The sequence below is a fragment of the Rosenbergiella metrosideri genome (genome assembly GCF_022602565.1).
Taxonomy (GTDB): Bacteria; Pseudomonadota; Gammaproteobacteria; order Enterobacterales; family Enterobacteriaceae; genus Rosenbergiella; species Rosenbergiella metrosideri.
Map to the genome: position 1 here is coordinate 341,979 of NZ_JALBCV010000001.1, position 25,555 is coordinate 367,533.

Annotated in this window: 26 protein-coding genes and 2 pseudogenes; 12 read left to right on the forward strand and 16 right to left on the reverse strand. The window is 47.6% G+C overall.

Features of this window, described 5'->3' with window-relative positions; translation table 11 throughout:
• Positions 1-10: 10 nt before the first annotated feature.
• Entirely contained in the window at positions 11-1,531 is a 1,521-nt protein-coding gene (exaC, locus tag MKR94_RS01670; protein WP_241645161.1) for an acetaldehyde dehydrogenase ExaC, read from the reverse strand.
• Positions 1,532-1,744: 213 nt separating this feature from the next.
• Here exaC and MKR94_RS01675 point away from each other — a divergent pair, with 213 nt between their 5' ends.
• Entirely contained in the window at positions 1,745-2,320 is a 576-nt protein-coding gene (locus MKR94_RS01675) for a class I SAM-dependent methyltransferase (RefSeq protein ID WP_241645162.1), read from the forward strand.
• Positions 2,321-2,332: 12 nt separating this feature from the next.
• On the opposite strand, the gene MKR94_RS01680 is transcribed toward MKR94_RS01675, so the two are convergent.
• The 4 genes from MKR94_RS01680 to MKR94_RS01695 all read right to left on the reverse strand — a co-directional run bounded on the left by MKR94_RS01680 (position 2,333) and on the right by MKR94_RS01695 (position 5,244).
• The gene (locus MKR94_RS01680; RefSeq protein WP_241645163.1) at positions 2,333-3,499 is read right to left on the reverse strand and encodes an amidohydrolase; all 1,167 of its coding nucleotides are present in this window, start codon (positions 3,497-3,499) and stop codon (positions 2,333-2,335) included.
• A gap of 1 nt (position 3,500) precedes the next feature.
• Positions 3,501-4,073 (reverse strand): TorD/DmsD family molecular chaperone, encoded by a 573-nt coding sequence (locus MKR94_RS01685; protein ID WP_241645164.1) that lies wholly within the window; start codon positions 4,071-4,073, stop codon positions 3,501-3,503.
• 126 nt (positions 4,074-4,199) lie between these two features.
• Positions 4,200-4,448, reverse strand: coding sequence for a GlsB/YeaQ/YmgE family stress response membrane protein (locus MKR94_RS01690; RefSeq protein WP_099825181.1), 249 nt, complete (start codon positions 4,446-4,448; stop codon positions 4,200-4,202).
• Between the two features lie 142 nt (positions 4,449-4,590).
• Positions 4,591-5,244: a transglycosylase SLT domain-containing protein gene (locus MKR94_RS01695; protein WP_241645165.1), complete on the reverse strand. Its 654-nt coding sequence runs from the start codon at positions 5,242-5,244 to the stop codon at positions 4,591-4,593.
• Between the two features lie 251 nt (positions 5,245-5,495).
• Here MKR94_RS01695 and ldcA point away from each other — a divergent pair, with 251 nt between their 5' ends.
• The 5 genes from ldcA (at position 5,496) to MKR94_RS01720 (ending at position 8,788) form a co-directional block, all read left to right on the forward strand.
• Positions 5,496-6,419, forward strand: coding sequence for a muramoyltetrapeptide carboxypeptidase (ldcA, locus tag MKR94_RS01700; RefSeq protein ID WP_241645166.1), 924 nt, complete (start codon positions 5,496-5,498; stop codon positions 6,417-6,419).
• A gap of 38 nt (positions 6,420-6,457) precedes the next feature.
• Positions 6,458-6,808 (forward strand): hypothetical protein, encoded by a 351-nt coding sequence (locus MKR94_RS01705; protein ID WP_338327998.1) that lies wholly within the window; start codon positions 6,458-6,460, stop codon positions 6,806-6,808.
• A gap of 101 nt (positions 6,809-6,909) precedes the next feature.
• Entirely contained in the window at positions 6,910-7,158 is a 249-nt protein-coding gene (locus MKR94_RS01710) for a glycine zipper domain-containing protein (protein ID WP_241645168.1), read from the forward strand.
• 283 nt (positions 7,159-7,441) lie between these two features.
• Positions 7,442-8,356, forward strand: a complete 915-nt coding sequence (locus MKR94_RS01715) for a DMT family transporter (protein ID WP_241645169.1) — start codon at positions 7,442-7,444, stop codon at positions 8,354-8,356.
• A 249-nt stretch (positions 8,357-8,605) separates the two neighbouring features.
• Positions 8,606-8,788 carry a hypothetical protein gene (locus tag MKR94_RS01720; protein WP_099822707.1) on the forward strand — a complete coding sequence of 61 codons (183 nt, stop codon included), beginning with the start codon at positions 8,606-8,608 and terminating at the stop codon, positions 8,786-8,788.
• 51 nt (positions 8,789-8,839) lie between these two features.
• Here the strand turns inward: MKR94_RS01720 and MKR94_RS01725 are convergent, their stop codons facing one another.
• Positions 8,840-9,676, reverse strand: a complete 837-nt coding sequence (locus MKR94_RS01725; RefSeq protein ID WP_241645170.1) for an endonuclease — start codon at positions 9,674-9,676, stop codon at positions 8,840-8,842.
• 196 nt (positions 9,677-9,872) lie between these two features.
• Between MKR94_RS01725 and MKR94_RS01730 the strand changes: the two genes are divergently transcribed.
• Entirely contained in the window at positions 9,873-10,793 is a 921-nt protein-coding gene (locus MKR94_RS01730; protein WP_241645171.1) for a Kdo(2)-lipid IV(A) acyltransferase, read from the forward strand.
• A 26-nt stretch (positions 10,794-10,819) separates the two neighbouring features.
• Here MKR94_RS01730 and MKR94_RS01735 read toward each other — a convergent pair whose 3' ends face one another.
• Together MKR94_RS01735 and MKR94_RS01740 are read right to left on the reverse strand one after the other, a co-directional pair.
• On the reverse strand, positions 10,820-11,566 hold the full coding sequence (locus MKR94_RS01735; RefSeq protein WP_241645172.1) for an ABC transporter permease subunit: 747 nt from the start codon (positions 11,564-11,566) through the stop codon (positions 10,820-10,822).
• An 18-nt stretch (positions 11,567-11,584) separates the two neighbouring features.
• Positions 11,585-12,535, reverse strand: coding sequence for an extracellular solute-binding protein (locus MKR94_RS01740; protein ID WP_241645173.1), 951 nt, complete (start codon positions 12,533-12,535; stop codon positions 11,585-11,587).
• Between the two features lie 187 nt (positions 12,536-12,722).
• Here MKR94_RS01740 and MKR94_RS01745 point away from each other — a divergent pair.
• Positions 12,723-13,726, forward strand: a pseudogene (locus MKR94_RS01745) (Gfo/Idh/MocA family oxidoreductase).
• Between the two features lie 49 nt (positions 13,727-13,775).
• Here MKR94_RS01745 and MKR94_RS01750 read toward each other — a convergent pair.
• Positions 13,776-14,777 carry a zinc-binding alcohol dehydrogenase family protein gene (locus MKR94_RS01750; protein ID WP_241645174.1) on the reverse strand — a complete coding sequence of 334 codons (1,002 nt, stop codon included), beginning with the start codon at positions 14,775-14,777 and terminating at the stop codon, positions 13,776-13,778.
• A 177-nt stretch (positions 14,778-14,954) separates the two neighbouring features.
• On the opposite strand from MKR94_RS01750, the gene MKR94_RS01755 reads away from it, so the two are divergent.
• Positions 14,955-15,194, forward strand: a complete 240-nt coding sequence (locus MKR94_RS01755) for a DinI family protein (RefSeq protein ID WP_241591855.1) — start codon at positions 14,955-14,957, stop codon at positions 15,192-15,194.
• Positions 15,195-15,235: 41 nt separating this feature from the next.
• Here MKR94_RS01755 and MKR94_RS01760 read toward each other — a convergent pair whose 3' ends face one another.
• A complete protein-coding gene (locus MKR94_RS01760; protein ID WP_241645175.1) occupies positions 15,236-16,624 on the reverse strand; it encodes a sugar porter family MFS transporter in 1,389 nt (462 codons plus the stop codon).
• A 185-nt stretch (positions 16,625-16,809) separates the two neighbouring features.
• Positions 16,810-17,397, reverse strand: a complete 588-nt coding sequence (locus MKR94_RS01765) for an Lrp/AsnC family transcriptional regulator (protein WP_241645176.1) — start codon at positions 17,395-17,397, stop codon at positions 16,810-16,812.
• Between the two features lie 141 nt (positions 17,398-17,538).
• Between MKR94_RS01765 and MKR94_RS01770 the strand changes: the two genes are divergently transcribed.
• A complete protein-coding gene (locus MKR94_RS01770; RefSeq protein WP_241645177.1) occupies positions 17,539-19,221 on the forward strand; it encodes an alpha-keto acid decarboxylase family protein in 1,683 nt (560 codons plus the stop codon).
• Here MKR94_RS01770 and MKR94_RS01775 read toward each other — a convergent pair.
• From MKR94_RS01775 to MKR94_RS01790, 5 genes and pseudogenes are all read right to left on the reverse strand, one after another.
• Entirely contained in the window at positions 19,211-20,116 is a 906-nt protein-coding gene (locus MKR94_RS01775) for a DMT family transporter (RefSeq protein WP_241645178.1), read from the reverse strand. The two genes, MKR94_RS01770 and MKR94_RS01775, sit on opposite strands and share 11 nt — an antisense overlap.
• Positions 20,113-20,442 carry a hypothetical protein gene (locus MKR94_RS01780; RefSeq protein WP_241645179.1) on the reverse strand — a complete coding sequence of 110 codons (330 nt, stop codon included), beginning with the start codon at positions 20,440-20,442 and terminating at the stop codon, positions 20,113-20,115. The genes MKR94_RS01775 and MKR94_RS01780 overlap by 4 nt, the downstream gene beginning before the upstream one ends.
• Positions 20,443-20,478: 36 nt before the next feature.
• A pseudogene (locus MKR94_RS17100) lies at positions 20,479-20,553 on the reverse strand (hypothetical protein); the annotation flags it as partial.
• 78 nt (positions 20,554-20,631) lie between these two features.
• Complete coding sequence (locus MKR94_RS01785) at positions 20,632-21,384, reverse strand: SDR family oxidoreductase (RefSeq protein WP_241645180.1); 753 nt, start codon at positions 21,382-21,384, stop codon at positions 20,632-20,634.
• Positions 21,385-21,447: 63 nt separating this feature from the next.
• On the reverse strand, positions 21,448-21,924 hold the full coding sequence (locus MKR94_RS01790; RefSeq protein WP_241645181.1) for an OsmC family protein: 477 nt from the start codon (positions 21,922-21,924) through the stop codon (positions 21,448-21,450).
• Positions 21,925-23,092: 1,168 nt separating this feature from the next.
• On the opposite strand from MKR94_RS01790, the gene MKR94_RS01795 reads away from it, so the two are divergent.
• Entirely contained in the window at positions 23,093-24,313 is a 1,221-nt protein-coding gene (locus tag MKR94_RS01795; protein ID WP_241645182.1) for a cupin domain-containing protein, read from the forward strand.
• 209 nt (positions 24,314-24,522) lie between these two features.
• Complete coding sequence (locus tag MKR94_RS01800; protein WP_241645183.1) at positions 24,523-25,551, forward strand: TIGR04086 family membrane protein; 1,029 nt, start codon at positions 24,523-24,525, stop codon at positions 25,549-25,551.
• Positions 25,552-25,555: the final 4 nt, after the last annotated feature.

The following is a 25,555-nucleotide window of genomic DNA, read 5'->3' on the forward strand; positions in this document are numbered from 1 at the left end:
CCCTATTACCTTAAAATAGCCCCAAAGGTTCGATGCCATAGCTAACCAGTAAATTTTTAGTCTGCTGATAGTGGTCTAGCATCATTTTATGTGTCTCACGGCCTATGCCTGACTGCTTATAACCGCCAAACGCTGCATGGGCCGGATAGAGGTGATAGCAGTTCGTCCAAACACGACCCGCTTGTACCGCGCGTCCTACGCGATAAGCCCGATTCGTATCACGCGTCCAAACCCCAGCCCCTAAGCCATAAATGGTATCATTGGCGATAGCAATGGCTTCTGCTTCATCTTTAAACGTGGTGATACCAATCACCGGTCCGAAGATCTCCTCTTGGAATACCTGCATGCTATTATCACCCTTGAGTAACGTCGGCTGAATATAGAAGCCTGATCCTAACTCTCCTGATAAGGATTCTGCCTGTCCACCCGCGAGCACTTCAGCCCCCTCCTGCTGTGCAATATCCAGCCAAGAGAGGATCTTATCGAATTGTTGTTGAGACGCTTGCGCGCCTACCATCGTCTCCGTATCGAGTGGATGACCCCGCTTAATGGTTTTCATGCGCTGCATCACCACCGCCATAAAACGGTCGAAGATCGAGGCTTGAACCAACGCACGTGAAGGACAGGTACAAATTTCACCCTGATTCAAAAAGCCCAGCACTAAACCTTCTGCCGCTTTCTCGATAAAGCTTTCCTCAGCGTCTATAATATCTTCAAAGAAAATATTGGGTGATTTACCGCCAAGCTCGACGGTAGAGGGGATAATATTTTGGGCAGCCAGTTCCAATATATGGCGACCCGTGGCCGTCGAGCCGGTGAAGGCAATTTTCGCGATACCCTTATGGCCAGCTAACGCCTCACCTGCTTCACGACCGAAGCCATGCACGATATTCAACACCCCTTTAGGGAGGAGATCTCCCACTAGTTCAGCAAACAAGGTAATCGATAACGGCGTTTGCTCTGCGGGTTTAAGTACCACACAATTGCCAGCGGCAAGCGCTGGGGCTAATTTCCATGCCGCCATTAACAGTGGGAAGTTCCATGGAATAATCTGCCCCACCACGCCCAGAGGTTCATGGAAATGATAACTGACTGTCGTCTCATCGATTTCCGCACAACTCCCCTCTTGCGCTCTAATGCAGCCAGCAAAGTAACGAAAGTGGTCGACGGCGAGCGGTACATCAGCCGCCAAGGTTTCACGTACCGGTTTGCCGTTATCCCACGTCTCATTCACGGCAAAACGTTCACTGGCCTCTGCTAGCCTGTCGGCTATTTTTAATAAAATTTCCGCACGCTGCTGAACAGACACCTTACTCCAGCCTATAAATGCTTTCGCGGCTGCCTCAACGGCCAAATCGATGTCTTCCACCTGTGAACGAGGGAACTCACCAATAACTGAGCCATCGACGGGAGAGGTATTAGTGAAATAACCGCCTGATTTAGGTGGGGTGAACTGACCATCGATATAGTTGGCGTAGCGGTCTTTTAGCACAATTAACGATGCTTTCTCTTTCGGTGTCGCGTAGCGCATATAACCCTCACTCACATGTTAAATAAGTGTTAAATTAGCTGACGTAATCGGTTTTGTCACAACCTAGAAAGATTTTTTGTGAGTGAGGTAAAAAATTTTTGACGGATTTGCTTACAGACTAATCTCATAAAGCATAAAAAAAGCGTTCTATTCTGGCACTTTCACTCTACACTGAAGACTAAGTAGTTCATTGAGTACCAAAAGGAGGTTGATATGCTGGCTTCAGCAATAAATATGTTCCGTTCAAAAGCAGGATTTGTCCAACAATTCATTCGTAATCCTCGCGCGATTGGCAGCATAACCCCCTCATCTCTTATACTTTGCGAAACAATGGCACAGTGTGCTGACTGGCAAAATGTTACTCGCGCGGCAGAATTAGGCGCAGGAGATGGCGTACTGACCCGCGTTTTACTGCAACATCTTGCTGACGATGCCTCATTGGACGTGTTCGAAATTAGCCCCCACCTGGTTAAAAAATTGCAACAGATTCAAGATCACCGCATGTCCATTCATTCACACTCGGCTGAACATTTGACCGGCCACTACGATGTAATCTTCTCCGGACTCCCGCTGTTATCATTACCCGCTAAAATCCGTCATGCTATTTTAGAAAAGGTCCATGAAACACTCGCGCCGGGCGGTGTATTTATTCAATTCCAATACACCTCCCTTACGCAACCAGAGTTATCTCGCTATTTTATTTGGGAAAGACAACGTGTTTTAAAGAATGTCCCGCCCGCTTGGGTGTACCGGTGCCAGCATAATTGGTCTGATAAAACCTTAGGCTAGATCCATTACGACTCAGCGACGATACTCTGCACGCGCATATGCAACGTTAAGCCACCAATCAATACCTTGACCAATGACTCCATCATCAAAATCGTACTCAGGATGATGGCACATTGGTTTATCACCTATCCCCAAGAAGCCATATACCCCTGGTGCATAATCAAGATAAAAGGCAAAATCTTCAGAAGGTCCTACAGGGCTATTCGCAAGATAGCAGCACTCAACACCGCGCCATGACTGCAGTGCAGTAACCAATTCCCCTGCTAATTCGGTATTGTTTATCACCGCAGGACATCCAGCAAGATAAGTGATATCACCTTCACCGCCGAAACCTTGTGCAACGCTGTCGAGTAATTGCTGCATACGCTGCTTCACTTCAACACGGACTTGCGGATCATAGGTGCGAACCGTGCCTGTCAAGGTCACTTGATCAGGAATGATATTATGAGAACTGCCGCCCTGAATGGAACCGAAGCTGATTGTCACCGTGTGGAGAGGGCTTATAGAGCGGCTGACGATCGTTTGGTAATCCGCGATTAACCGTGCCGCCATTACAATAGGATCGACACACCGCTCGGGAACCGCACCATGTCCGCCTTTGCCCTGTAACCTCAGGCTGAAAATATCACTAGCGGTAAGGGTTGCCGATTGATTAACTTCGATAATGCCACGAGGGCGACCCGGCATATTATGTAGCCCATAGATCTCATCAAAAGGAAAACGCTTATGCAGCCCATCGTTGAGCATTGCCGGGGCACCCAGTAAGTTCTCTTCTGCGCACTGGAAAATAAAGACTAGCGTTCCAGCAAAATCACGGTGTTGGCCCAATAATTTTGCTGCGCCCAGCAACATCACGGTATGACCATCATGGCCACACCCATGGAACCGACCAGTGATAGTTGAGCAATACGCCACCTGCGAGGCATCGTGCCCTTCTTGCATGGGGAGCGCATCCATGTCCGCACGCAAGGCAATCATTTTACCTGGTCGATCACCTTTGATCAGGGCAACAATGCCGGTTTTACCGATACCCGTGTGGATCTCATCCATATTACACTGTTGGAGGTAGGCCTCGACGGCCGCGGCCGTAGCCACTTCTTCAAATGCCACCTCAGGATGCTGGTGCAAGGCACGGCGCAGGGCGACTAACTCGTTAATCAATCCCGTGTCATAGTGCATATTACTGCTCCTCTTCGTCTTCAAGACCCTCAGTCTCTATCAGCTCTTCGGCCATTGCTTGCACCGCGCCACGGGTTATCATCGCGAGTGCTCGATAAAATCCAGTCTGTGCATGGGCTTCGACTTTGCCTAAGAATGCGCCACACCAAGGTAGAAGCAGTGTTTCAAACAGAATGATAATGGCTTGGTTTTCGTCATCCTCAGCGTGGTCCTCCAGCCAAGATGCAGCAAGGAGAAGTAAACCAAAATGGTCTGCAGGCGTATCGGAAAGTGTCATGCCGCGAGTGGTTAAGAAGTTTTTTACCTCGGCTTCGGCAGGACCTTGTGGCCATTGGTGACCAAAAGGTGGTACTGCTGGCGATTCGCTGCCAAATAGTGCATCGTAATCGGAACTTAAGGTATCACGCTGGTAGGAACGTTGTAGCTGAGCCAAAAGGTCATCTTGCTCGAGAGGCCAGTGTTGATTGAGCTTACCTTGTGCGAGAAGGTCCCAGAGTGGCTCAACCGCAGGATCGTTCGGGTGGCGGTAGAAAAGTGTCCCTAAAATTCGACAAAGTAACGAGAATTCATTCATCAGATTGGCCTATAGTTAGCAATTGCGTTAAGTAATTGTACCATGAAGGCGATGCCGTACAGTGATTCCTGATCACTAGACATAAAAAAAGGCCATCATCAGATGACCTTTTTCATTCGTCAGAATTTAGCTTCTGATTTTGCGGTATATCCACAGCACGACGATTGCGCCGATGACTGCGACCACAAAGCTTCCGAAGTTGAAGCCGTCAACGCGGCCGTGACCGAAAAATGTACTGATCCAGCCACCTACGACCGCACCCACAATTCCCAGAATAACGGTCACAATAAAACCGCCACCGTCTTTACCTGGCATAATCCATTTCGCAAGGATCCCTGCGATCAGACCAAAGATAATCCACGAAAGAATACCCATTTACTGCTCCTTATCTGACAAACATCAATTTAGTCATTCACAAAGTGATTAGTGAATATTATTAAACACTGTCAAAATTATTATAGGCAACAATTTTAACAGTGGCGAATAAAAATTAATAAAAACTTTACTATTTATGATGTTAACTGTCTTGATAAGCCTCGGTTACTTTACGCAGATACCGTGGTGCTTGGGCTGCAGGGTGTTCGCGTTGCACATAACTAATAAATTGCTCTGGTGTCATGCGATTAATTTTCGCAATCGCTCGCTCACGACTTGAAGAGAAAATACGCATCAATGCTCCTGCGCCATTGGCATAGGAAACAATGGTGGCATAGCGTAGCGTCACCGGGTTTTTTATTCCCGATAACTCATTTTCCTGAAGCAACTTTAAATAGGCCGTGCCAATTTGAATATTTTTTGCTGGATCTTTTAGCTCGTGTCCCGTCGGTTGCCCACGACGTCCCGTCGCTTGGTAGACCGCACGCCCCGCCGTCGAGGCTTTTATCTGCATCAAACCGATAGCGTTAGAGTGACTCACCACTTTCGGATTTCCACCGGATTCGACACTAATAATGGCGCTGACAAGTTTCGGGTCAACGCCATAATGACTGGCGGCATCTTGGGTATAATGGGACCAATGATCGTTGGTGATCACCTTACCCGGTTTAGGAATTTCTTGGGGATCGAGTAAAAATTTAGTGCTTTGGCCAGAAGGGATTTCTGATATTTGTGTCGGATGCTGTGAACAGGCTGACAGCGTAAGGACCGTCAACAGCAAAAGTTTGCTTTTCACGTCATGGAGTTCCTAGAGAATGAATTGCGAGCTATATTACTCAGCAGCAAAAATTTAAAAATGGCAGTTTGTCTTAAATCACGACGCCCTTTGCCTCATTAATCAGAAAATTTTCATGATTTGAACGGTTTTTAGCATAAAAAGCGGAAAGATCCTAATATTGATTCCCCATCATCAATTTTTTTATAGAGTTCTTGCCATCAAGCGTTGGCTGACTCATCATAAATTTTTGCCCAATACTGAGTACATTTATGTCGACTTCTCGCACTATACGTTTGATAGCGCCTTCGGGGTATTGTCAGAATCAACCGGCTGCTGAGCTTGCCCTTGAACGACTCAGCCGCACTCATCGAGTCGAGAATACATCCGTCATTGGTCGTCGTTCACAGCGCTTTGCGGGAACAGATGCTGAGCGGCTGAACGATATCAATGAATTGGCTTCACTGATCGACCTCCCGGACATCGTTCTGGCTGTACGGGGGGGATATGGCGCAAGTCGGCTACTGGCAGATATCGACTATCGCGGTTTACGTGAACGGTTTAGCCATCAACCGCCGCTACTCTGCGGTCACAGTGATTTTACCGCCTTGCAGCTTGCACTTCTGGCTAAGTCTGAACTCGTCAGCTTCAGTGGACCGATGCTTGCCGGGAATTTCGGTGCGCAGACGCTATCGCATTTCATTGATACACATTTCTGGGGGTTACTCTCCCAGCCAGAATATCGCCTCGATTGGCAGGATAGTCGTGAATGCTCTGGACGCTGGCAAGGGCAACTCTGGGGCGGAAATTTAGCGATGATCTGTTCTCTTATTGGTTCGCCTTGGTTACCGAAAATCAATCAAGGGATCCTGGTTATCGAGGATATCAACGAAAGCCCCTTTCGTGTCGAACGAATGTTACTGCAACTGCATCATGCGGGTATTTTGGCGCAACAACAGGCAGTTATCACCGGTAGCTTTACCCATGGAGAACCTAACGATTACGATAATGGTTACCAGCTGGACACAGTTTGGCAGTATCTTGAACAAAAAACCGGTATTCCTTTTATTAATCACCTCGACTTTGGTCATAATGCCGATACTGTGACCTTGCCGATCGGGGCACAAGCCACGTTAATTGCGCAACAAAAGCAACGACAATTGCGGTTGAGCAGCTATCCTTATTTACGACCATAATTAATCGAACTCGTTATGACGCGACAAAGGGAGTTATGATGCGAGGAATGATTTATGCAGTTCCCCTATTCCTTTTACTGTCTGCTTGCAGTCATAAACCTTATGGGCGACTCTGTCCGGGTGAAGTCTCGACACTAAGTGGGCAAGTGACAGGTCGCTCTCAAGCTTGGATTTTCGACGAAATTCAGCGTTTTACCGTCACCGATAATGGGACGACTGTGCAGAGTGGTTACCTTCATAGTGTCAATCGTTCTCTTTATGTTCCTAGCGCCACCACCTCTGAAGGTTTTTTGGCTCAACGTCTTTCGACCGATCGCTTTAGAATTATTGATGCGGAGCAAGATGCAATGGTCACTTGGACCTGCCCTGTTTCTGTACCAGCGTCTTGAAGTGCTATTCGGTTAAGAAAACTCTGTAAGCGCTACATAATTTTTTTTCTTTGCTATAGTTTAGTTATTAACATTACATCAGCCTACCAAGGAGCATTTCAATGGTTAGTAAAATCCAAGATAAAGTTGAAGAGTATGCAGGTGCAGCGGAAGAAGCCTACGGTGATGTCACTGATCAAGGTGATCACTGTGCGCGTGGCGCAGCACGCAAATATGCTTCACAAGCGAGCTACGCAGTGAAAGACGCGGCTGACACCATCAAGCAACAAGTCTCTGACAAGCCTTATGCAGGCTTAGCCGTCGCCGCAGCAGTCGGGGTTGCCTTTGGCTATCTGTTAGGCAGAAAATAATCTGCACTAACCGTTCAGAAAGCACCTTCGGGTGCTTTTTTTACGTCTACGCCCCGAAATAATGTTGCAATATGTGCGATGTGGGGCTATTTTTAGGTAGCGAAATACTTGAGTGATTTAATCAAGTATTCGCCTAACTTACTCACATTGCTCAAGTTATCTTGCCCGCACTTTGCGGGCTTTTTTTTTATCGGCGGATAATCGCTTTCTGCACGCGAACCATTGATAAGTTCTATGATATAGTCCGCGCCCACTTATTATTCTGACACTAAACAGGAGCATTATGGACGTTAGAAAACAACTTGATGGTACTGCGGTTATCGCAATGCTATTGATTTGTCTTGTTTGGAGTTCACAACAAGTCATTTTGAAAGAAATTGCCGGTAATTTCTCTCCTCTCTTATTATTGGCCTTTCGTTCAGGTATCGCCGCATTAATGCTCGGAGTATTAATGACGGTACAACGCCAACGTTTCCCTATGGCCAATGGGATGTGGTTAATGGGCGGTTTGGTCGGTCTACTGTTCTCGCTCGAATATTTCTTCGTTTCAGAAGCCGTCAAATACACAACAGCAGGTCACGTGGTCGTCTTTCTTTATACCTCGCCCATTTTTGCTGCAGTAGGGTTAAATTTTGCCATTAAGGATGAACGTCTATCTGGGTTACAGTGGGTAGGGATTGTCTTCTCCTTTATCGGTATCTGCGTCTCGTTTTCCGGTGGTTTCGGTGATAGCACCATGCTTAAAGGTGACTTCTTTGCATTACTTTCTGGCTTAATGTGGGGCGCGACGACAGTGGTTATTCGCAGTACTCGTGTTAATCAGATGGGATCTCGCCCTATCCTGCTTTATCAATTAATTGTCTCGTTTATTATCCTATTACTCGCGAGCTGGTTAAGTGGTAACACGCTGTTTGAACCAACGTTAAAAAATATTACCGCCCTGACTTTTCAATCTTTGGTGATCTGTTTTATCAGCTTTCTGGCGTGGTTTGCTTTACTGAAGAAATATGTTGCTTCGCAACTCGGTGTGCTGACATTTATGACCCCACTGTTCGGAGTCATTTTAGGTGCCTTACTTCTGCACGAAACCATTCAAAATACATTTGTTTGGGGAGCTAACTTAGTGGTGATTGGTATCATTCTAGTCACAGTGAAAAGTGGTGGTATCAGAATCTTTAGACGCCGTCGCCCATTGTAAGTTTCTACGTTAGCGTTCAGCGCCGCGAGTAGACCCTAACGGTCTACTCGATTTTTCCCGCTTTACTCATACGCAAATTCAGGTAAGAAAAAAATTTCAATTTTTGTAAAAAACACAGCCGTCATCTGATTGTCACACTATAGTTATTATATGGAACTAGGAATTAGCAGTGATGCAATAAAAAATCCTAATTCCAATTCCCTGCGGGGACCGTTAAGTCTGGTGTAGAACAATCCGAGGAGAAGACGAATGTTTACCTTAACACGAAACGAATTTGAATCGATTAATCCTGACTACCGTGGTGTATGGCAAAAAGAGTGCACCGAGCTACCTAAATGGCCGCAAATCCGTGAGCAATATGTTGGCAAGCGTACTATCTTACGTCAGGGAGCATTACTGATTGAAGATATGCACTTTGCTATCATGACTTGACCCACCCGTCTGATGAGAAAAAGGTAAAGTGGATGTCATCTTTACCTTTTTTTATTCGTCTAGAGGAATGATTTCTACCCCACTAAATAGCGCGCGGCAGAGAATGCGGTAGCTATCCCCATCGAAGCTATTTTCGTACTGTTCCCGCGGCAGACTCGCTAACGTGTTCACGGTATTGATATAGCGCCAGTGATCGATAATATGGTAATCATTAAACCCTTCCCTCTGCTCGTGGATAGCCACTCTCCCTTTATAGGGCCACATTTTTATCTGCCAAGCAGAGAGGGCGTGGATAACACGGCGACTATGCTCCTCAACAGTTTCCTTCCCTTGGCACACTCCTCGGCATTTTCCCAACATCGATCGAAAACATCCCCGGCCTCGCTGTGTGGTCTCAATTCCTAAGGTGGCAAGGCAAAGCTGATGCTCGTCGGCTAAACTCCTGATAAATTCCATCGCCGCTCGCTTATTACGAAAGAGGCCGTAAAGGTTCGGGGTGCGGGCAAAGTTCTGTTCGCTAGAACTGACAAACGCTATTCGGGGCTCAAGCCATCGCAAGCTAAAAAGCGAGCGTTGTTTGCGTAACTGCTTATTGTGAAGCGGGATAAGTTGCTTGATAAGGGTAGCCTCTAGTAGCTGTGCACCGATATCTCCAGCGGTCTCGGAGAAAGTAATCCTATCCGTTTGCCGCAATAATTTGGCCTCTCTGACAGTACGTAAATGTGAGAGTACACGAGAACGAATATTGACACTTTTACCAATATACACAGGCACATGGCTGTTCGCTGCCCAGAAAAAGTAGACGCCAGGCGTTGCAGGAAGATGCGCTAAGGTGTCGCGAAGTTGTTGCGGGTAACGGTAAAGTTCAGTGTCATGTTCACGGGCCATAGAGCGTCTCTATCTTTATACAGTAGGTTAAGTGTAGCAAATTGATAGGGTTTAAGGGCTGGCTTAAGAAAATGACAATCCGTAGTCATCTCTATGATGTGTAGGGCTTTTACAAAGCTAGGCCAGCATTTTTTCTCCGATTACGATATAATGCCCGCCATATTGTTAAAATTTATTTAGATGATTAGGGTTTATAATGACCATTTTGCCTAAGTTTACTCGTCAATTACTACATCCACGCTATTTTCTATTATGGTGTGGCATTGGCGCGCTTTATTTAGTCGTGCAGTTACCCTATAAGTTCTTAAACACGCTAGGCCCGCTAGTCGGACGATTGGCGATGAAAGTAATGACCGACCGCGTCTATGTCGCCGCACGAAACTTGCACCTCTGTTTTCCCGAGAAATCGGAGCAAGAAAGGGAGAAACTGCTTAAAGAGAACTTTGAGTCTGTAGGGATGGCGCTACTTGAAACCGGCATGGCATGGTTTTGGTCTGATGCGCGGGTAAAAAAGCACTTCTACGTCACTGGGTTGGAACATATTTCGAAAGCGCAGCAAGAGGGTAAAGGCATCCTATTGTTGGGTGTCCACTTCCTGACATTGGAACTTGGTGCCCGCATTTTTGGGATCTATAATCCCGGGATCGGCGTCTATCGGCCAAATAACAATCCGGTGATTGATTGGCTACAAACCTACGGTCGTATGCGTTCTAATAAAGATATGATTAACCGTCGTGATGTAAAGGGTATGCTACGGGCCCTCAAAAAAGGGGACATTTTATGGTATGCCCCAGACCATGATTATGGCCCGAAAAGCAGCGTGTTTGCGCCGTTTTTTGCTGTTGAGCAAGCGGCGTCGACGAAAGGGAGTTATATGCTGATCCGCATGAGCCAGCCAGCCGTCATTCCTTTTTTAGCACGCCGATTACCGGGTAATAACGGTTACGAAATGGTGATCTTGCCTGCTGCGGAAGATATCCCGGTGGACTCCGATGTTAGTGCTGCCACTGCACTCAATAAATTGGTCGAGCAGTGTGTCATGATGGCCCCAGAACAGTATATGTGGTTGCATCGCCGCTTCAAAACCCGCCCACCCGGTGAGCGTTCTTTGTACTAACCCCTCACCCGCCTTTTGTTGGCGGGCTAGCTTTGCGGTTTGCGTGAACGATAGAAACACCACAATGGAAACGGCAGACTGGTTAACAGCAGTATCCACAATAGGGCATAGACCGCATTAACACCGCCATTTTGTAGGTTTACATAGAGTTTGACTGGTATCCCCTGCGGGAAATAGCAGAAGATCATCACAATCCCAAATTCACCCAATGCTCTGGCCCAGGCTAAAGAAAGACTATTGAGTAAGCCACGCCGAGCCAGTGGCAGTGTCAAGCGGCAGAGGATCTGCCAACGATTTGCTCCGAGCGTCTCAGCCACTTCACTGACCGTCGTGGGAACCGCCTCGAACGCACTTCGCGCCATTAGTACGTAAAAAGGCAATGCTGCGTAAAGTTGGGCGAGAATAAACGCTGCGGGAGTGTTAGTCAGGTTGATGCCCAGTCGGGCAATCATCTCCCCTACCGTGCCATAAGGGCCGTAGGCCGCCACCAGTAAAATCCCCATTGCTAGAGGGGGGGTTAACAAGGGTATAAGAAGTCCAATTTCGATCCCTACCCGCCATGATGACCGTGTTTTTGCTAACCACAGTGCAACAGGCGTACCGAGTAACACGATTAGAGGCAGGCTGGCTAGACTGAGACTCAATGAGGTCCAGACGGCGCGCGCATCGCCATAAGCTAAGGTAAAATGCAGCCATGGCGTGACCACCAGCAAGGTGATAAACGGCACGGCGAGCAGGCACAGTGCTGGAAACAGTAAACCACGCAGTAACATCAGTAACAACGCACAAGGTTACTGCTGATACAGGGCTTTCCCTTTCGGCTGATCATAGCCATTATCCTTGAAAATTTGTTGTGCTGGGGCACTAGTGAGATAACGGACGAACTGTTGCGCCAACTCAGGTTGTGGTGCATTGTTCAGGACCGCAGCATAGAAGACTAAGGGCTGAGGATGATACGTTTTAGGCTGCCCACTATGATCGACCAAAGTAAAGTTGACCTTGTCGTACCATTGTTGGCTGTAATCTGGATTACTTAGGTTAATTTGGTCGGGCAGTACCATATAAGGCAGTTTCGCCGAGCGGGTTGCGCTTTCATAGCCTGAGGCCGCATCGACTTGGCCCGCCTCTAAACGCGCTAACAAGCCACCCTCCGCCGCAATCTGTTGCGGGTTAAGCAAATCACCCATGATGGTGCTGGCTAATCCCGGTTGCTGATAATAACGTTCCGCCAGTTTTAGGGTAAAGATAATGTTTTGGCCTTGTGGATCGCTGGTAGGGTCCGTCCGGCCAAAACGTAAGCCAGGCTCAGACAGGATTTTCCACCAAGGCATCTTATTATTATCGCCTGACTGAGCAAACTGCTGTGCAAAACGACTCTTTGGATTATAAGCGATCACCATACGTGTACTGGCGACCGGTTGTGCTTGATCGACCAGTCTCGCTTGTTTCAATACCTCGATGGGTCCAGGCGTGATTGACACAAACACATCTGCAACCACTTTTTTTGACGCTAACAAGCGTGCCATCCCATATGCCCCCTGCCCTTGCCCCTGGTAATCAACATGATTTTTTTTGGCAAAGTCTGGCCCCAATCCCTTATCCATCACCACCCCCATCGAGCCGGCATAGGTGACCGTCAAAGTATCGGCACTCGCCGATTGGTAGGAAAAAACAAGGCTGCTCAGTAACAGTAGAGACGTTAAATAACGTTTTCTTGCGGTATAAGGTGATAGGGTCTGCACGGAAGGCACACTCGTTTAGGAATAAGATTTTAACACCATAATCGGCCTGAAAAACGAAATCAAGTCGCTTAATGCCCCGCTTGTTCGCCACTTGCACGGCTAACGTATTAAATTAGTTAAAATAATCTACCATTTACCCCACAGAGAGGACGCAAAATGAGTCAAACTCTTCAACACCCCCTCCCGCATCAAGGCAGCACTCATTGGTTATGGGGTTGTCGGTAAAACCATCCATGCCGGGTTAGAGCTGTTTATTATCGTTTCCAGTGACAACCAAAAAATGCATCGCGATTATCCGGCTGTCGAGGTTATTGCCGATCCCAAAATCGCCATAACTCATCCGGAGGTCGATCTCGTGGTGATTGCCAGCCCGAATCCCCCCCATGCCCCCTCGCCAAACTCGCTTTGCTGGCTGACAAGCATGTTGTCGTAGATAAGCCTTTAACCCTCGATTTCGCCGAAGCACGTGAACTCATTAAGACCGCTGACCAGCAACAACGCTTACTCTCCATCTTCCATAATCGCCGTTGGGACAGTGACTTCTTAGCGAGCACGCCGCAATGGCTAACCGACAATATCGCTCAATTTAAGTTTCAAATGGACTGTTTTCGCCCACAAGTGTGCGATCGCTGGCGTGAAAAAACTCAACCGGGTAGCAGCTAATGGTTCGATATCGGCCCGAATTTGATCGATCAGACGCTACAGCTATTTGGGTTACCCGACTCGGTTGAAGGTAATATCTGCTTATTACATAGAGGCGCGTAAATTGATGACTGGGCACACGTCATTGTGAACTCCCCTAAGCATCGGGTCATTCTACATTGCTCAATGCTTGCCGTAGGCGTTAGCTTACGCTTTGTCACCCATGGCGCCGAAGGCAGTTTAGTCAAGACAGGAATTGATCAGCAAGAAGCTCACCTAGCCGCCGTCGTCCGACCAGGAAGTGAGACTTAGGGTCAGGATAACGATCCTGTGATCTATTATTGTTCAGAAGAAGGCGCACTCACTTGCAATATCCGCCGGCGATCTAAGTCGTTACTTGATGCGTTACGCCAAGGGGCCCCTGATCTGGTTTCTAGAGTGGAAGCACTGGCTGTCATGGCCGTAAAGGATGCGGCCGTCGCGGATCCCCAACGCGGTCAGCGCCAAGTCATTAGGTTAACCGAGCACGAAATTGCCCAACTACGTTAGTCTCTCGCTGGTGTAAAGGGAGTTTTGTACTCCCTTCACGTCACGTCGATTAGAAACCAGACAGTACAATTTTGCCCTTCGCCTTATGGCTCTCTAGCATCGCATGCGCCTTACGTAAATTTTCCGCATTGATAACACCGTAGTGTTCTGCCAAGGTCGTTCTTAATACTCCCTGATCAATCAGGCTAGCTACACGCGTCAAAATCTCGTGTTGGCGGATCATATCGTCGGTTTCAAAAAGTGACCGTGTAAACATCAGCTCCCAATGCAGAGAGATAGCTTTACGTTTAAGCGGCAGTGCATCGAGGGTTTCCGGGTCATCAATCAAGCCTAATTTTCCCTGAGGCGCTAACAACTCGATAATATCTTCGTAATGACTGTCGGTGTGGGTCAGGCTCGCCACATAATCCACTTGCTTAATCCCTAGTTGTGCACAGCCCTCAACCAACGATTTTGTATGGTCGATTACCTCATCAGCGCCTAACGCCTTAACCCATTGCGTCGTTTCGGGGCGTGAGGCGGTGGCGATAACGCGTAACTGGGTCAGTTTACTGGCCAGTTGGGTTAAGAGTGAGCCCACCCCCCCTGCAGCACCAATAATCAATAAAGTTTTAGGCTGTTCAGTCTCCACCGCTAACCGGTCAAACAGCAGTTCCCACGCGGTTAAGGCCGTCAGAGGTAATGCCGCGGCTTCCGCATCATTACATTGATTAGGCTTCTTAGCGACAATACGCTCATCCACTAAGTGGTATTCTGCATTGGTCCCTGGACGAACTAAGGATCCTGCATAGTACACCCTATCCCCAGGAACGAATAAGCTGACCTCTTCCCCCACCGCCACCACTTCCCCCACGGCATCCCATCCGAGGATACGCGGTTCTGCGGTGTTGGCCGTGCGGCGTATTTTCGTATCGATGGGGTTCACAGAAATCGCCGTAATCTTCACTAATAAATCGCGCGCGCCTGGGGCCGGTTTATCAGTCTCGATTTCATAGAGCGCATGCGAATCAGTAATGGGTAATTGGTGGTCTTGGTAAACAATCGCTTTCATAACACTCTCCATAGAGTTCATCTTTAGGTTCTTCGCCTGAACAAAGCATAGTGGATTATCTTGAACGCGAGTGCCAATGATTGCAAACAACACTGCCTAAAGGAATAAAAACCCTACTTGACAACCACTTAACGACTAGGCACTATACTGGATATCTATACAGTTATTGGGTAAGTTATGTACGTAGAATTGGTGTATGATAAAAGAAATGTTGCCGGGCTCGATAACGCTGCAGAGATCATTCTGCAAGAATTAACCCAGCGAGTAAGACGACTATTTCCTGATGCTGAAGTCCGAGTTAAACCGATGCAAATGAATAGCTTGAATAGTGATGCCAGTAAGAGCGATCGAGAAAAGCTTAACCGAATGTTAGAAGAGATGTTTGAAGAGGCCGACATGTGGCTGGTTGCCGAATAAATCAACGCCTGAGGGTGACGCCCATCACCCTCAGGGCTTGATTACTTTCCGATATCTCGCAAGGCTTTACCCTGCATCAAGTTGCGTTCAATATGCTCTAACGAGACATTTTTCGTTTCCGGTACCAGCCATAACGTAATCACAATAAAGAGTAGATTTAATCCACCATACAACCAGAAGGTATTGGCATTGCCAAAACTTTCCAGCAAGGTCAGAAACGTTGCCCCAACGATCATATTGGCGACCCAGTTTGTGGTAGTGGATAAGGTGATGCCGAAATCACGCCCTTTCAGTGGCTGAACCTCTGAGCACAGTAACCAGATCACTGGGCCTGCGGCCATGGCGAAACCAATAATAAACAGCAGTAACATTACGATGGCCGTGTATTGAATCACTACCGAGTGGATACCGTTATGAATAAACAGGCCTAGCACGCCCATCCCCACCGCCATGACCAAGAAACTGGTTAGTAGCATCGGTTTTCGTCCCCAGCGATCAACCAAACCTACCGCAATCAGGGTGGCCAACATGTTGGTTAAACCGACCACTACTGTGCCCCACATCTGCTGTGAAGTACTGGCAAAACCGGCGATAGCGAAAATCTTGGGCGCGTAATACATCACCACATTCATTCCGGTAAATTGTTGCATCACTTGCAATAACACGCCTAAGCCCACTGAACGGCGGAAATTAGCATTAGTACGGAATAATGACCATCCGCTCTGCTTAACCTTTAAGCTTTCGCGTATCTCATCCAGCTCTTTTTTGGCTTGGGTATCGCTACTGCGTAAGCGCTCAAGGACCTTCTGCGCATCGTGATAACGGCCAGTCGCGGCTAGCCAGCGTGGACTATTGGGAAGAAAGATCACGCCGATAAACAGTACTAACGCAGGGAATGCGATAACACCCAGCATTAGCCGCCAGTTGCCGCTATAACTTAACGCGGCATCAGAGAGAAAGGCCACCACAATACCGGTCGTTAACATCATTTGATACATCGAAATCATCGATCCACGATAGCGCTCAGGCGCGATTTCTGCGATATAAAGTGGGGCAGTGTAAGAGGCAAATCCGACTGCCAAGCCCAGCACCACGCGTGCGCAGACCAGACTGGTGACATCAGGGGAAAATGCAGACCATAACGAGCCAATAATAAATAAGATTGCCCCAGCTAGAATGCTTTTTTTGCGGCCAAGGCGGTAGGACATCCAGCCAGCGGTTAACGCCCCTATTGCGGCACCAAACATCATAGCACTCACGACCCACTCTTGCTGGTGACTGGTTATTGAAAGGTCTTGCGCTAAAAAGGGCAATGCTCCGGCGATAACGCCAATATCCAGTCCAAACAACAGTCCCGATAACGCGGCGATACCGCCGACAAACCAGGTAAAATGTTTCGCTTTACGTTGTCGAAGCGTAGTCTCAGACATGTTAACATCCCAATAAGTTATAGTTATGTAAACACATGGTAATGTTATGTCATGATAAACAGTGTGTTACCGGTCACAGAATGTTGCTAAAATGTTTAATACTTTTGAAAGGAAATATTAATCGTGCGCCACTATACCTATTTTTTGTCAGTCTACTGTTAACCGGGGGGTTAACCGCTCCTCCTTCACCGCAACGATCTACTGCCGCGTGCATCGCCTACCAACAGATGATGACCGCTCACTCGCCTCCTTATCAGCCTGAGCAGCTGCGACGACAATGTGAACGATCGCGCGCGGAGCCCAGCGCCCCTTAGACTGGCTGTGTCGGAAGCTGACTGATCTGTTTCAGTTTTTTTCAACACCACAAAGGATTTAACATGGCTTATAACCTCGCTGGCTAATAAAGTGTGAGAAATAAAATCGGCTAACTGTTGCAAATTGGCGGCAATAATCTTCAATAAATAGTCGGCTTCACCACTGACCATAAGGACCTCCTGAATGGCCGACTCACCGTCAAGAATATGTTGAAAATGGCGCATCGATTTAGGATCGTGGCTGTGTAAATTGATATGCACATAGGCTAATACCTGTAGGCCAATCGCTTGCCCATTTACCCGAGCCGAATAGCCCTGAATAATCCCAGCCTTTTCCAATGCGGTTCTGCGACGTGAACACTGCGAAGCAGACAACCCCACTTTTTCGCCTACTTCTTGGTTGGTCAGACGTCCATCAAGCTGTAACGCTGAAATAATTTTCCAATCAAAGTTATCCATCCTCTCTCCGCACAATTTATGTAACTTAAGCCGTTTCAAACCAAAACATGCACACTTCTTGTGCCGCTTTGCCGCTAGACTGATTAGAAAGATTTATTTTCTGCACAAATCATTCATCACTTTTAGCACGAGGTGGCATCGATGCAAATGCAATTGGGACAATTTTTACTGCGGCGATTACATGAAGCCGGTATCGAACATCTCTTCGGTGTACCGGGCGATTTCAATCTCTCCTTCCTTGAACAAACCGTACCCCCCTCCCCAATTAGATTTATCAATAATTGTAATGAGTTGAATGCCGCTTATGCAGCAGATGGCTACGCACGCAGTAAGGGAATAGGGGCTTTTATTACCACTTGGGGAGTGGGCGACCTAAGTGCACTCAATGGCCTCGCGGGGGCTTACGCTGAAAATATTCCCGTAGTGCATATCAGTGGCTTACCGCCGCTGCATGCGGTCAACGATCGCGCCCTTCTCCATCACACCTTAGTCGATGGCGATTACGATAATATTGGTCGTTGTGTCGCAGAGTTTACCGTGGCACAAACGCGGCTGACCCCGGCGAACGCAGTGATGGAGATCGATCGTTTGCTGCAATGTTGTTGGCTTGAGCGGCGTCCCGTTCATCTACAGCTGCCGTCCGATATAACACATTTGATGATTGAAGTACCCAGCCAACCGCTACGTTTAGTCGAGCCGACGAGTGATCCACGGCAACTCAATCGTGTTATTTCCCACCTGCAAGCGCAATGGCGGCCAGAAAATGGCCCCGTTTTTTTACTCGATAACGATGCGGTACGATTTGGCGTTATCGATTTTATTCGTACAATCAGCGAAAAGCTGGCCATCCCTTATGCGGTACTGCCCAGTGCCAAAGGGATTATGGATGAAAACTCTGCCCTGTATCTCGGGGTATATGCCGGTCAGGCAAGTTTACCTGCCGTCAGTCATGCTATTCATCATTCAGTGTGCGTGATAGGGGTTGGCCTACGTCTGACAGACTGTAATACCGGGTTGTTTAGCCAGCTTATCGATAACTCACGACTTATCGCGCTCAGACGCTTCGATGTCACTATCAATGGCGCACAATACCCGGGCGTCATGCTTCAAGAATTATGCCGACATCTCGCTGAACAACTTCGTGACTGCGCACCTAGGCCTCTTCCCCCTCGATCTTCCTTACCGATCTCGACTCAGCCGCACACGACATTTTCTCAAGCCTATTTCTGGCAAGCCCTACAAGCGTTTATTCGACCACAGGATAGTATTTTTGGTGAGGCAGGCACCGCGCACAGTGGTGCATCCAGTCTGCAATTACCAGCGGGCGCGCGTTATCACTCGCAGATTATTTGGGGGTCCATAGGTTTTACACTGCCGGCTCTACTGGGATCACTTATTGCGCGACCCGAACAACGGCATCTGCTATTTATTGGTGATGGCTCGTTGCAACTGACCGTTCAGGAACTTTCTACCCTATTACAACAGCGCCTGACACCGATTATTTTCCTTATCAATAATTGGGGATATACCATAGAACGACTTATACTTGGCGAAAATTCTGCGTATAACGATGTCAACGAATGGGATTATGCCAAGCTCCCTAGTGTGCTCGATAAAGGTAATCATGCCTTATCCTTTGTTGTTGATGATATCCCATCACTGCATCAAGCGCTGCAAGCCGCTGAGAATCCAAATAGGGATAAAGCCATCTTTATCGAAATACGCTTCCCCCCCTTGGATGCCCCACCTCAGCTCAAGCATTTCGCTAAGCGCTTTGCCGACTACGATTACGGCAACTGTGGACCCCGCAACCTCAATCACTAACCGTTAATCGCTTTGGCCAGGCGATAATCACCAAACTGGCTATGATTAACCCTATCCCCGTCCATCCCATGGGGGATAGGGTCTCATTGAGGATAAATACGGCGAGCAAAGCGGCCACTACGGGTTCGAGTAAGGTGATTGCCGTGGCGATGCTGGCTTTGATTCGCGCCAACCCTGCACCGTAACATAAGTAGCCAATCCCCATTGGAAAGAGTGCCATATAGCCGCCTACCACAGCATTTTGCCAGGATGCGAGCAAGGAACCACCGGTCGCGATTAATAATGGCAAAAGGAGCAGTCCCCCCACGCCAAATGTCGAGCCCATTGCCGCACGGCTTATTATCCCGTTTACCATCATTCTCCTTGCGGTCCACGAATATAACGCGTAGGTCAGCCCAGCCAATAAGCCTAAGGCAACCCCCACGGACAAAGATGCTTGGGCTGGGTCGCCGCCTGCTGAAAACACGGTGTGCATCTGGGCGAGCAAGCTAATTCCAATGACACCGACGAATGCGCCCCCTAACCACTGCTTAGTTAAGGCACTTTTTTCCAAGCGGTTTTCGATTAAGGCAGAAAAGAGGGGGGCGGACCCGATAGAGATGACAGTACCCACTGCTACCCCAGCAAAGTCCATTGAGCAGTAGAAAGCAAGCGGATAGATGGCAACCGCGCAGGCGCCGATAATCAATAAGCGGCGCTGTTGCTGCAGTTGAGGGAGCGAGCTCAGTATGGCTGGCAGCGCTAATACCGCTTGCAAGATCCCACCGAGCCCCATGGCGACGCAGGCGATAGTTATCGGGCTTAATGCTGGCGCTAAGCGTGCGGCAGTCCCTGTCGTTCCCCACAATAAGGCGGCGATCACTACGCAACTCTTCCCAATTAAGGTAGGGCTCATAGGTACTCCAGTCGTTGGGCTGCATCGGAGGGAACACTCGGGATCTCGTTCAGCGCGGTAAGAATAAACTGTTCGATTTGCGTTTTTTGTTCTGCCACACAACGTCTTTCTAAAGAATCGACTGGAAATTCCGCCGCAGCGTTGAGTAGGCCACAACCCCGAAATCCATTTATATAAGATTTCTCAGCATGCTCTTGGTAGGCATCATAAATCGTTAAAATACGATTTGGCGGCGTTATCGTTTGTTGCAATCGGATCACATAGAGGTCAAGCCATTGTTGATGGCGAAGCGCGAGGTAATCCAACACCAAACACTGTTTCGACATGAAGTGGTTATAAAAACGTTGTTTCGCGACATCGGCGAGCTTGATAATGCTGTCGATCCCCGTCGCATGAATACCTCGATTGTAAAATAAGCTATGCGCCGCTTGGCGGATTTTTCTTTAGCCGACATGATGCCCTCCATATAGACAGACCAGTCTACCTATTATGGAGGGGATTACAGCTTACTATCGCTATTTGCCCCCTGCAACATCGATAAAGCTGCCTGTAACGTAAGAGGCTTCTTCAGAGAGTAACCAAGCGATAGCATAAGCCACCTCAATCGGCTGCCCCCCTCTGGCCATCGGTAATTGCGACTTCACTCGCTCAATACGGTCAGCCTCGCCCCCCTCAGCATGCATCTCGGTATAGATAAAACCGGGTCGTACCGCATTGACGCGAATACCTGCTGCGGCCACTTCCTCACTCAGACCACGGGTGAACGTATCGATCGCCCCTATAGACGCAGCATAATCGGTATATTCGAAAGCTGAACCCAGTCTTGCTGCCGCCGAGGAAACATTAACGATTGCGCCACCCCGCCCTTGATTGTGAGTAGACATCCGTTTAACCGCCTCACGCGCGCAAAGTATCGAACCACTGATATTGGCCGCAAAGATCTGCGCCAAGCGGGGACCAGAAAGTTGCTCAACCCGTGATTGCGGTAAGAGTCGAGCCGCATTATTGACTAATCCAGTGATCGGCCCCAAGCGTTGATCGATCTCGGAGAACATTTTACTGATTTGTTGCTCATCACTGATATCGGCGGCGATTGCGATGGCGCAGCCGCCCTGCTGACGTATTGTCTCAACGACCGCCAGAGCTTCTTCCTCTCGCTGCCGATAATTAATACAGATCTGATGCCCGCGTTCAGCCAATAAAAGTGCCGTAGCCCTGCCGATGCGCCGTGAGCCTCCTGTGATTAAGGTAATTTTTTGCTGTGCCACACTCAGGTCCTTCTATGTTGAACAAATCAGCTAGGGCCATTATGGATGACTGGCCCTTAAACATTAGACGGCATCGGACGCGATAATAAATTCAGGCTGGTAGGTTATGGGAAAATTAACGGAACGCGCGATAAAACAGACTGGGTGTACGTCGTCATGCAGTTTACGTGCGAGATCGAGGTCGGTAGTAGGTAACACGGTAATCACAGGGTGCAAAGTCATCGACAGAAAGCGACCCGCCCCACTCGGTAAGACTTCACCGACGGCTGTTGGACTGTCTTGGTAACCGACAACGGTGACACCGGCTGCAGAAGCGAGGTGTAGATACCACAACATATGGCATGCAGCCAATGATGACATTAACAAATCTTCAGGATTCATCTTGGTTGGATCGCCCCCCAAGAGGGGATCATTTGAACAAGCGATAACTGCTTTGCCGGGCAGTGCAATATCCCAAGTGCGCGCGTAGCTGCGATAATGGGCGGTGCCCTCTCCCAAGTTACCGGTCCAAGTAATAGAGGTGTGATAAGTGTGTTCCATAACGCTATCCTTTAGAAAGAGTAGAGCGTTACTGAAACAGAGTTTTAGACAACCGTAAAGAATTTATTTGCCGAGAGGCGTTAATATTTTTTGGGGCAAGAATATCAAAGCATTTAGCCTCGTAAACTCCCCCAATATTGGATTAATAAGGTTTTACATACATCACTGTTACCAATAATGCGGCCATAATAATACAAGGCACAACGATTACCGCGAGTAACGTGATAATCCAGAATTTACGCTTAGATTGAGACATTAGGCGTCCATTGGCGGTCGAAAATAATTAACTATAGAGTAACGTAGAAAGGCTGTGCTATCTAGATGAGGTGAGTAAAAAGTAGCGTTGTGTAGACCGAGCGGCTTTTAGTTAGGGATTAATGAATAAACAAGAGATGTTAAATTTAAGGAAATGTTTGCAAGGGCTGTTCAATTCAGTGAGGTCTTATTCTTACTTAAAAATGGCATAGCGGCACTCATCCCTGAGTGATCGAAAATCCCTGCTCTTCGACGCTATATCTTAAGTGTAGTCGACAAATAAAAAGATGCAATAATTTTTCTAACTATTAACATCCTTATCACCAATGCAGTGATTCACCTGACATAATGGCTCGATGTAATGTTTCTGTGCGCTCAGCTTGAGAGCCAGGTAAAGCACTTCTCTCTGGAAAAACGTCTACTCCTCCCCGCGGCGAACGGGAAGCATCATGATCAATGAATCAGCCACTTAACATAAGGCATCAATAATCCAAAATGTATGCATAACTTGCCTATCCTGTGCCGGGCAATGAAGTAAAACAGTAACCGAGTTAAGGATTATTTTGTTATCGATATTTACGATTTGATCGCCTAGATTTCAAATGATTCAAAGGCTATCTCTACGCCTGTCCTTATACCAATTGTAAATAAAATCCTAAATGTAACGCCTGACTGATAATTTTTGATTGTAACGATAAGGACGCTTCCCACATTGTTTGAAGTAAGTCATCATCCAGCGCTTTATAGGCAAAGATTGTCACTCTCTGCACTGCTGCGCAGGTCGCTGGCGGTAATAACTCCCCTACTGTTTCGAAACGGGAAAATAACATTGTTAATAAAATGTTACATCAGCTATTTCTGATACACCGTCTGCTGGCGTAAAAGTAAAGCTACACACAGACAGGAGGTTTAGATGGCTAATTTCACACGTCGCAATTTTATGTCTTTCGCCGCAGGAGGCACCATGATACTTGCGGCAGGCGAAGTGCATGCACACGATAATGACACCAAAGCCTATCCATTTAAGGCTGATTTCCCTGGCCCCCACGATCCATTGCGCGAACAGGAAAATAAGGATTTAGTTAACCCACCGGCAACCGATAACGGAACACTGCCTAACCTTCGTTATTCTTTTAGTGATGCCCATATTCGCCGCAGTAGTGGCGGATGGACCCGACAAGTGACTAATCGGGAATTAGGGGTCTCGAAAACGATCGCTGGCGTAGATATGCGCCTCAATGCGGGGGGAATTCGAGAACTGCATTGGCATAAAGAAGGCGAATGGGCTTTTATGACCTATGGTCACGCCCGAGTCACTGCGTTCGATACCGAGGGGGGATGGTTTATTGACGATATTTCTACCGGCGATCTGTGGTATTTTCCACCGGGTATTCCGCATTCTATTCAAGGCATCGGTAATGACGGTTGTGAATTTTTACTGGCATTCGACGACGGTGGATTCGATGAGGACAGTACTTTCTTACTTTCTGACTGGTTTAAACATATCCCCCCTGAAGTGTTAGCCAAAAACTTTAATCTGCCTGTATCGACTTTTTCACATTTACCCTCTCCGCAAGATGAATATATTTTTGCAGGTAAAGTTCCCGGTGATATTTCATCTGCCAGCCCTAAGAAGGGAAAAAAATCCAAACAGAAATTCACTCACCGCATGATGCAGCAATCCCCCATCACCTCAGCTGGAGGTGAGGTCCGTATCACGGACTCATCCAATTTTCCCGTGTCCAAAACCATTGCTGCCGCATTAGTCGAGATTGCGCCGGGGGGGATGAGAGAACTGCATTGGCACCCTAATAACGATGAGTGGCAATATTATCTCGAAGGGCAAGGAAGAATGGGCGTTTTCGCCTCATCAGGTCAGGCGCGTACTTTTGATTATCGTGCAGGCGATGTCGGTTATGTCCCTTTTGCCATGGGGCATTACATAGAAAATACCGGCGATACCCCGCTGCGTTTTCTCGAATTATTTAAAAGCGATTATTACGCTGATATCTCACTCAACCAGTGGTTAGCCAGTACTCCACTTGAATTGGTGAAGCAACACCTACACCTTGATGATCAATTTATGTCGGCGTTATCGGCGCAAAAAAATCCGGTTGTCAAAGGCATTTCATAATTTCGAGTAAAAGATGGGCGGATTAACATACCGCCCTATTCCACTATACCGCACCTCACTTACGCCGTAACTCTCCGCTCGAAAGCTAGCAACACAGCGATCTATCATTTTTTGTGAGGTGCATAATCAGAGTAAAGATCAAAAATTAGAATTTTCCTAACTTTGAACTACATTGATTATTGAGTCATTCTTTTAAAATGGAGTTAAAGATGGAATTACAAAACGAAATTAAAATTACCAACAGGATTTCTTGGGGTAGCATTATTGCAGGCGTGATTACCGTTTTAGCAGTCTCGCTACTATTAACCACTCTCGGCGCGAGTTTAGGCTTTTCTCTTCTTTCTCCTACACAGGACGATATTATTAACGGTGCTGATAAAGCCGTAATGATATGGACTGTTATTGCATTAATGATTAGTTTGGCGGCAGGCGGATTTGTAGCGGGTCGTTTAGCCGGTGCTGATGGCTTAATTCATGGCTTCCTTATTTGGGGAACGACCTTATTGGTTGCGACCGTATTAGGTTTCTCTGCACTCGGTGGCCTACTCAAATTAACCGGGAGTGCAGTCAGCTCTGTAGCCTCCGGTGCGGGTAGCGTGGTCAGTGGTGCGGGTAAAGCCGTTGCCAATACCGCTGATTTCAGCAAAGACATGTTCGATAAACTCGGGGTCAATACTCATATCGATATGTCTGATACCAATCAACAGGTTATTAATGCGCTGAAGAAATCGAATATTCCTGAACTACAGCCTCAATATCTGCAAGACCAGCTACAACAAGCAGGTGACGATGTGATGGATGCCGGTAAAGCGATAGCCACCCATCCGGATAACAGTGACCAAATTATTAGTCAATTGACTGATAAATTGAAATCTCGTACTGAGACCATCAGCAAATCGGTAAACCGCGATGATGTGAAAAATGCCTTAGCGCAAAATACCTCCATGACACAGGAACAAGCTGATCAAGCGGTTGATAATTTCATTCAAGCGCGTGATAAAGCAGTACAACAAGCGAATCAAAGCATTAACCAATTGCAAACTAAGGTCGACCAAGCGAAAGCGCAATATGCGCAATTTAAACAAGAAGCAAAAGAGAAAGCTGATGCGGCAGCCAAAGCGGCATCCAAAATTTCTCTATGGTCGTTCGTCGCATTACTGCTGGGCGCGATTGTCAGCGCTGTGGCAGGAATGTGGGGCGTCAATACTCTGCCTAACGGCAAACGTATCAAAGCCTAAGTGT